Here is a 7,584-nt window from a genome sequence, read left to right on the forward strand (position 1 = left end):
GGGATACACGATGCCGCTGGTGATGCCGCCCTTCATGACCAGATCGCAGTACTTGTCCGCCACGTCGCACCCTTCTGTCCGCCCGTTCCGCGCCCTGCCCGCGCATGCCCCCGTCCGTGGGCCATCGGCGCCTCCGTGCTGCTGCAGTGTGGCGCCCGCGTGCGTCCCCGCAATGACGGGGCACCCATGGCGGGGCCAGGCGGACAGTATCGCCGACCGGCTTCTCAGGGCCTGAGAACCCCGGCGCAGTTATGGCTGGCGGGTGCCGGCAGGCGACTGCGGCACGCGACGCACCTGCGACAGGTCGTAGCCCAGCGCGGCCAGCCGGGTCATCGCGGCCTTGTAGTCCGCCTCGGGAATGGTCGGGGTACGCGCCATCAGCCACATGTAGTCGCGCTTGCTGCGCCCGACGATGGTCTGCTGGTACTCCGCATCCAGGTACACGATCACGTACTCGGCCTGGATCGGCCAGATGAACTGCATGCCCCACTCGGCACCGTTGGTGCCGGGCTTCACCGTGCCGATCGGGTGCATGGTCTTCACCGGCGCATCGAAGCTGCCCTTGCGGTAACGGAAGGTGGTCTGGATGCGCCCGTCCGGGCGCAGCGCATAGGACTCCACCGCATCGAACGCCTCGCGCTCGGGGCGGCTGGGAATATGCGCGATCACATACCAGTCGCCCATGAAGCGCGGCACATCCACGTGTGCCACGGGCGGAATGGGGCGGGTGTTGCCGCTGCAGCCGAGCATCATGCTGGCCAGCAACAGCGGAACGAGAGCGCGGTAGGACATGGCGGATTCCTCATGGCAGGCGGGGTCACGGGCGGTCGAACAGGTAGTGGGCCACCTGCCATTGCTGGCCGTCCTGGTAGCCGAACAGCTCGGCGCAGGCCATCCAGAACATGCGCCAACGTTGCGCCCACAACGCCGCCGAGGGCGCGCCGTAGCACTGGCGCATGATCTCCAACACCGCGTCGCGGTGCTGGTCCTGGTTGGCCAGCCAATGGTTGGCGGTGCGTTGGTAATGGGTGCCGTCGAGCAGCCAGCGCTGCTGCAGCTGCAGGTGCTGCTGGAAGCACAGCAGCGTGTCGGCGGCGGGCATCAGGCCACCGGTGAAGAAGTGCCGGCCCATCCAGTTGTCCTCGCCCTCGGTCTCGAACGGGTACATCAGCGTGCGGTGCACGAAGATGTGCACGAACAGCTTGCCTTGGGGGCGCAGCCAGCCGTGGATGCGCTGCAGCAGTTGCTGGTAGTTGCGCATGTGCTCGAACATCTCGATCGACACGCAACGGTCGAATGCGGCCGATTCCAGCATCAGGTGGTTGGCATCGCGGGTCAGCACGATGACGTTGTCCAGCCCGCGCAGGCGGCACTGCGCCTGGATGTGTTCGCGCTGGCTGTTGGAGTTGGACACCGCGGTGATGCGCGCATTCGGGTAATGCTCGGCCATCCACAGGGTCAGCGAGCCCCAGCCGCAGCCCAGTTCCAGGATGTCCTGGCCATCGGCCAGCTGGGCGCGCTGGCCGTACAGGGCCAGCATGGCCTCTTCGGCCTGGTCCAGTGTTTCGGTGCCGGTGGGGTAGTAGCAGCTGCTGTATTTCAGGCGCTTGCCCAGGCACAGTTCAAAGAAGCCGGCCGGCACTTCGTAGTGCTGGCGGTTGGCCGCATCCACGTGCAGCGCCACGGCGCTGTGCGAGAGCTCGGCGATGCGCGCGGCGAAGCGCTGCGACTGCGCCTGCTGGCCTCCGGCCAGTTCCTCGCGCAAGCGCTGTTCGCATTGACGACGGATGCCCAGCCGCAGCACCGCGTCGGGCAGCAGGCCGCGCTCGGCCAGGCCGGTCAGGCCCGGCGCGTGGTCGGGCGTGGGCAGGTAGTCACTGGCGACATTCACGGGGACGGCTCCTTGCGGGTATTCGGTGAGCGGGAGGGAAACCACGGAAACAACATCGACGTGGTGCGCTGGTAGTCGCGGTAATCCTCGCCACGGCTGCGCAGCGCCTGGGCTTCAGTGAAGGGAATGCCGCTGACCCAGCGCAGGAACACGTACATCACCACCGGCCCGGACCAGGCCAGCCACCACAGCGGCGAGTGCACGGCCAGCAGTACGTAGGTGAACCAGTGCAGCCATTCGAAGAAGTAGTTGGGATGCCGCGAGTAGCGCCAGAGCCCGTCACGGCAGGTCTTGCCCTTGTTGCCCGGGTCGGCGCGGAAGCGCGCCAGCTGGCGGTCAGCCAGCGCTTCGCCGCCCACGCTGAGCAGCCAGACCGCGATGGCGGCCAGGATCCAGCGCAGGTCATCGGGCTGGGGGTTGTGCGCTACCCCCACGAACGGCAGCGCGAACAGCACGATCAGCCCCGCCTGGAACTGGAAGAAGCCGAAGATCTTGCCCTGGTGCCCGTTCCAGTGGGCGCGCAGGTGCTGGTAGCGGCCGTCTTCGGGTTCGCTGCGCACGCGGTGCCACAGATGCAGCGCCAATCGCGATCCCCACACGCCGCCGAGCACCGCCAGTGCGATACGCGGTGCCGGTGCGCCACTGCCCAGCACGGCCAGCAGCAGGGCCGACGCCCCCACGCCCTTGGCCCACAGCACATCGACCACGCCGATGTTCTGGTGGCGGCGCTGCCACCACCAGCCCCAGCACATGATCAACGCGGCATACAGCCATACCCACCACAGCAGTTTCATGCGTGTTCTCCCGCCGAATCAGAAAGGGGCTGCGACGTGCGCTGCCAGTGGCGCGTGCACGCGGCCAGCACCGGCAGCGCCAGTGACCAGCCGAGGCCCAGCAACAACACGCCCTGCCAGCGCGGCGCAGCGAAACTCACCGCCGACCAGCCACGTGCCGCCGACAGATAGGCCAGCGGTGCGAGCAGCAGCCCGACCAGGGCGGCGATGCGCAGGTGCTTCTGCAGCACCGCAAACGAGACCGGCAAGGTCATGGCGAACGCCGCCCACAAGGCCAGGATCCATACCGGAGCCACCCACGCCGGCCCATTGCCAGCTGCGTAGTGCACCCAGCCCGAGCCACCGGCCATGCCGTCCACCAGCAGTCCGCACAGCAGCGCCACGCCCAGCAGGCGCAGCTCCACGCCGGGCTGCGGCGACAGCGCCAGCTGGCTGCCCACATACACACCGGCGGCCAGCAGCGCGGGCCAGCGCAGGCCGTGCCCGGCGCCGACCACCGCGCACAGCCACACCAACTGGTTGCCGATCACGTTGGCCCAGAAGCGCATCTCAGCCGCCTTCGCCAGGCGCGGCAGGCCGGTAGCCGGGGCGCGCCATCAGCAGGTGCGACACGCCGATGGAGCGTTCCAGGAAGCCACCTTCGCAGTAGGCCAGATAGAACTCCCACAGGCGGATGAAGCGTTCGTCGAAGCCCTGCGCACGCACCGCCGGCAGCTGCGCCAGGAAGCGCTGCCGCCAGGCGCGCAGGGTGAGCGCGTAGGAGGTGCCGAAATCGTGCTGGCCGATCAGCTGCAGGTCGCTGCTGCGGGTCTTGGCCGCCATGATCGCGTTGATCGAGGGAATGAAGCTGCCGGGAAACACGAAGCGCTTGATGTAATCCACGCTGCGCCGCGCCTGTTCGTAGCGCTGGTCTTCGATGGTGATGGCCTGCAGCAGCGCCAGCCCATCGGGCTTGAGCAGGCGGGTGAGCGTGTCGAAATAGGTGTCCAGGTACTGCGCACCGATGGCCTCGATCATCTCGATGGAGACCAGCTTGTCGTACTGGCCGTCCAGGTCGCGGTAGTCCTTGAGCAGCAGCGTGACCTTGTCCTGCAGGCCGGCTGCTTCCACGCGCGCCTTGGCCAGCGTGTACTGCTCCACCGAGATGGTGGTGGTGGTGACGTGGCAGCCGATCTCGCCGGCTGCGTACAACGCAAATCCCCCCCAGCCGGTGCCGATCTCCACCACGTGGTCGCCCGGTTGCAGCTGCAGCTGTGCGCAGATGCGTGCCAGCTTGCGTCGCGAGGCGTCTTCCAGTGAATCGGCCGGGCTGGCGTACAACGCCGAGGAGTACATCAGGTCCGGCGACAGGAACAGCGAGAAGAACGGATTGCCCAGGTCGTAATGCGCGGCGATGTTGCGACGGCTGCCTTCGCGGGTGTTGCGGCGCAGCCGGTTCCAGCCCTTCAGCAGCCAGCCGCCGATGCGCGCCACGCCGCGCTCCATGCCGTCGAGCAGGTCGCGGTTGCGTACCAGCAGCTGCACCAGCGCCACCAGGTCGCTGCAGCGCCAGTCGCCGCGGATGTACGACTCGCCCGCGCCCACGCTGCCCTGCGCGGCCACCGCACGGTAGAACGCAGGGTCATCCACCCACACGGTGACGCGCAGGCGGGCCGCCGGATCGCCCAGCAGTACATCGCCGGCGGCATCGCGCAGCTGCAGGCAGCCGCCGCTCAGGGGGGCGAGCTGGGCCAGCAGGCGCTCGCGCAGGAAGCGCTCCAGCGCCGTGGGCATCGGCAGCGCAACCGGGCGGGTCATGTCGTTCATGGGCGTTTTCCTGCAAGCGAAGGGTGGTCGTGGACGGGGGTGCGCTTGAGCCACAGGCGCAGGGCCTGCCAGTGGATGGCGGCCACCACCTGCACGGTCATCAGCGGAAAGCGCAGCAGCACGCCGGCCAGGCTGCGCGCGGTGATCGGGTGGCGGTGCAGCACCAGGTCGGCGTCGAACTGGCGCACGCCGGCGCGCCACACCTGCATGTGCACGTGCAGGTCGTCACCGGGCGCGGTGAAGCGCCAGCGGTAATGGCAGTCCATGGCCATGAAGGGCGACACATGGAACTGCTTGTCGAATTCCCAGGCCAGCGCGCGGCCGCTGGCGTCGGCGGTGGTCACCGGCAGCACGTAGGCGTGCCGCTCTTTCCACGGGGTATTGGTGATCTCGGCCACGATGCAATCCAGCGTGTGGCCGTCTTCTGCGTAGCAGTAGTAGAAGCTGACCGGGTTGAACACGTGGCCGGCGTAGCGCAGGTGGGTGAGCAGGCGGATCGGGCCGTGCGGGGCGCGGCCCAGCGCGGCGGTGATGCGCGCGCGTACCGCATCGGCCAGCGGCTGCTGCGGATCGCCGAGGTAGTCGCTGCGGCGGAATTCGGCCAGGTTGCGGCGGCCCACCGACCACAGCCAGCGCCGCGCGAACAGCGTGTCGATCTCGTCCAGGTCCAGCAGCAGCTGCGCCACCGGGTAGCCGAACGCATGCGGCTGTGGGGCGTGGCGGCGGTGCCGCATGCGGCCACGGTAGAGGGCGCTGGCGCTCATGCCGGTTGTGCCTGGGCCAGCGGCCAGTACGATTCGGCGTCCAGCGCCTCCAGCGCATCGACCACGCGCCGTGCACTGCGGATGCCGTCTTCGTGGAAGCCCCAGCCCCAGTACGCGCCGGCAAACCAGGTGCGGCGCTGGCCCTGGATTTCGGCCCAGCGCTGCTGCGCCGCCACCATCGCGTGGTCATGCACCGGGTGCGCGTAGTGCAGCGTGCGCAGCACCTTGGCCGGATCGATGGCCGCGGTGCGGTTCAAGGTGACCACCAGCGGCGTGGGGGTATCGATGCCCTGCAGCTGGTTCATCAGGTAGCTGACCGTGCACGGCGCCAGCGGGCTGGCTGGTACATGCGCGTTCCAGGCGGCCCACGCCTTGCGGTTGCGTGGCAGCAGGCGCGCGTCGGTATGCAGCACCACCTCGTTGGGCTGGTAGCGGATCGCGCCGAGCACGCTGCGCTCGCTCCGGTCGGCATCGGACAGCAGCGCCAGGGCCTGGTCGCTGTGGCAGGCCAGCACCAGCTGGTCGAAGCCCTCCAGCCCGGCTGCGCTGTGCACGCGCACCCCATGCTCGTGGCGCTCCACGCCGAATACACGGCAGTCCAGCCGTTCGCGAACGTGCCAACGCCGCCGCATCGCGTCGATGTAACGCGCCGAGCCGCCCTGCACCACCCGCCACGGTGCGCGACCACTCACCTGCAGCATCTGGTGGTTGGCCATGAACTGCACCAGGTAGCGCGCCGGGAAGGCCTCCAGGCTGGCGGTGGGCGAGGACCACAGCGCCGAGGCCATGGGCAGCAGGTGCTCGTCGATGAAGGTGCGCCCATAGTGGCCGTCGCGCAGGTAGTCCCCCAGTGAGGGCCCCGCATCGTCGCCGTGCAGAAGCGCCGGCGCCTCGCGGTAGAACCGGCGCAGGTCGCCAAGCATGCCCCAGAAGCGCGGCGAGACCAGGTTGCGACGCTGGCAGAACAACCCATCCAGCGAGGTGGCGTTGTACTCCAGCCCGCTGCGCTCGCTGTGCACCGAGAAGCTCATGGTGGTGGGCTGGGAGGCCACGTTGAGTTCGTCGAACAGCGCGGTGAGCAGCGGGTAGTGCAGCGGGTTGAACACGATGAAGCCGGTGTCCACCGCGTGGCTGGCGCCGTCCACCTGCACCTGGTGGGTGTGGGTGTGGCCGCCCAGGTAGTCGTTGGCCTCGAACAGCGTCACCTCGTGCTGCTGGCCCAGCCACCAGGCGCTGGCCAGGCCGGCGATGCCCGATCCGATCACGGCGATACGCATGTCAGTGCTCCGCCTTGGCCAGCACCCAGGCCGGCACCGGTTTGAGGTCGCGCACCAGGCCCAGCGCCGCCATCAGCCGCAGGCCATACCAGGTCACATCGATCTCCCACCAGTAGAAGCCCTGGCGCGCGGTGCCCGGGAAGAAGTGGTGGTTGTTGTGCCAGCCCTCGCCGAAGGTGAGCAGCGCCAGCCACAGGTTGTTGCGGCTGTCGTCACCGGTGGCGAACCGCTGGCGGCCGAAACGGTGCGCCAGCGAGTTGATGGTGACCGTGGCGTGGAACAGCACCACGGTGGAGATGAAGAAGCCCCACACCAGCATCTGCCCGCCGGTGGTGCCCCACGACGGCGCGACGTGTTCGAGCAGCGCGCCCAGGCCGAACAGCGCGGCGGCCAGCGCGATCGGTACCAGCGTGTCGAAGCGATCCAGCCAGCGCAGTTCCGGGTACTTGGCCAGGTCGGGGATGCGGTCCCACCGGGTGCGGAAGCCGTCGGTGGTGAGGAACCAGCCCATGTGGCTCCACCAGAAGCCATGCACGCCGGGCGAGTGCGGATCGGCCGCGGTGTCGGTATGGCGGTGGTGGGTGCGGTGGTGGGCGGCCCACCACAGCGGGCCGCGCTGCACGCTGGACGCGCCGATCACCGCGAACACGAACTGCACCGCGCGCGAGGTGCGGAAGGTGCGGTGCGAGAAGTAGCGGTGGTAGAAGGCGGTGATGGCGAACATCCGCACGGCGTACAACGCCACCGCAACGCCGACCGCCACCCACGACACCCCCACCCAGATCACCGCCAGGCAGGCCAGGTGCATCGCCGCGAACGGGATCGCGCGCAGCCAGTCCACGCGCTGCGCCGCGTCGTCGGCCACCGCCGTCCCGGCGCTGGTATCGAACCAGCGCCACACGGTGGCCATCAGGCCACGGCGGGCCGTGCGGGGTGCTGCAGTGGCGGGTCCGGCCGACATATCGCGAATCTCCTGGCGTGCTTGTCAGGAGATACGGGAGCCAGGGCCATCCGGATGCACGGATCCGGAAAAAAAGTGCGCGTTACAGGGT

Annotated in this window: 8 protein-coding genes; all 8 read right to left on the reverse strand. The window is 68.8% G+C overall.

Features of this window, described 5'->3' with window-relative positions:
• Positions 1-249: 249 nt before the first annotated feature.
• From DBR34_RS20890 to DBR34_RS20925, 8 genes are read right to left on the reverse strand one after another with little or no spacing between them, the layout of a single operon-like run.
• A complete protein-coding gene (locus DBR34_RS20890; protein WP_128098200.1) occupies positions 250-792 on the reverse strand; it encodes a lipocalin family protein in 543 nt (180 codons plus the stop codon).
• Positions 793-817: 25 nt separating this feature from the next.
• Positions 818-1,891 (reverse strand): cyclopropane-fatty-acyl-phospholipid synthase family protein, encoded by a 1,074-nt coding sequence (locus DBR34_RS20895; RefSeq protein ID WP_128098201.1) that lies wholly within the window; start codon positions 1,889-1,891, stop codon positions 818-820.
• On the reverse strand, positions 1,888-2,685 hold the full coding sequence (locus DBR34_RS20900; RefSeq protein WP_128098202.1) for a DUF1295 domain-containing protein: 798 nt from the start codon (positions 2,683-2,685) through the stop codon (positions 1,888-1,890). The genes DBR34_RS20895 and DBR34_RS20900 overlap by 4 nt, the downstream gene beginning before the upstream one ends.
• Positions 2,682-3,233: a DUF2878 domain-containing protein gene (locus tag DBR34_RS20905; RefSeq protein ID WP_128098203.1), complete on the reverse strand. Its 552-nt coding sequence runs from the start codon at positions 3,231-3,233 to the stop codon at positions 2,682-2,684. The genes DBR34_RS20900 and DBR34_RS20905 overlap by 4 nt, the downstream gene beginning before the upstream one ends.
• 1 nt (position 3,234) lies before the next feature.
• A complete protein-coding gene (locus tag DBR34_RS20910; protein ID WP_128098204.1) occupies positions 3,235-4,491 on the reverse strand; it encodes a cyclopropane-fatty-acyl-phospholipid synthase family protein in 1,257 nt (418 codons plus the stop codon).
• Complete coding sequence (locus DBR34_RS20915) at positions 4,488-5,255, reverse strand: DUF1365 domain-containing protein (protein ID WP_128098205.1); 768 nt, start codon at positions 5,253-5,255, stop codon at positions 4,488-4,490. Before DBR34_RS20915 ends, DBR34_RS20910 begins: the two co-directional genes overlap by 4 nt.
• Positions 5,252-6,532 carry an FAD-dependent oxidoreductase gene (locus DBR34_RS20920; RefSeq protein ID WP_128098206.1) on the reverse strand — a complete coding sequence of 427 codons (1,281 nt, stop codon included), beginning with the start codon at positions 6,530-6,532 and terminating at the stop codon, positions 5,252-5,254. The genes DBR34_RS20915 and DBR34_RS20920 overlap by 4 nt, the downstream gene beginning before the upstream one ends.
• 1 nt (position 6,533) lies before the next feature.
• Positions 6,534-7,493 (reverse strand): acyl-CoA desaturase, encoded by a 960-nt coding sequence (locus DBR34_RS20925; RefSeq protein ID WP_128098207.1) that lies wholly within the window; start codon positions 7,491-7,493, stop codon positions 6,534-6,536.
• Between the last annotated feature and the right edge of the window lie 91 nt (positions 7,494-7,584).

Origin of the sequence: Stenotrophomonas sp. HMWF003, from assembly GCF_003061285.1 — a bacterium.
GTDB lineage: Bacteria > Pseudomonadota > Gammaproteobacteria > Xanthomonadales > Xanthomonadaceae > Stenotrophomonas > Stenotrophomonas maltophilia_AP.

Bases quoted from the DNA above. Each gene is read 5' to 3' on its own strand.
- DBR34_RS20910 (WP_128098204.1), bottom strand. From the start codon at position 4,491: ATGAACGACATGACCCGCCCGGTTGCGCTGCCGATGCCCACGGCGCTG.
- DBR34_RS20925 (WP_128098207.1), bottom strand. From the start codon at position 7,493: ATGTCGGCCGGACCCGCCACTGCAGCACCCCGCACGGCCCGCCGTGGC.
- DBR34_RS20915 (WP_128098205.1), bottom strand. From the start codon at position 5,255: ATGAGCGCCAGCGCCCTCTACCGTGGCCGCATGCGGCACCGCCGCCAC.
- DBR34_RS20890 (WP_128098200.1), bottom strand. From the start codon at position 792: ATGTCCTACCGCGCTCTCGTTCCGCTGTTGCTGGCCAGCATGATGCTC.
- DBR34_RS20905 (WP_128098203.1), bottom strand. From the start codon at position 3,233: ATGCGCTTCTGGGCCAACGTGATCGGCAACCAGTTGGTGTGGCTGTGC.
- DBR34_RS20900 (WP_128098202.1), bottom strand. From the start codon at position 2,685: ATGAAACTGCTGTGGTGGGTATGGCTGTATGCCGCGTTGATCATGTGC.
- DBR34_RS20920 (WP_128098206.1), bottom strand. From the start codon at position 6,532: ATGCGTATCGCCGTGATCGGATCGGGCATCGCCGGCCTGGCCAGCGCC.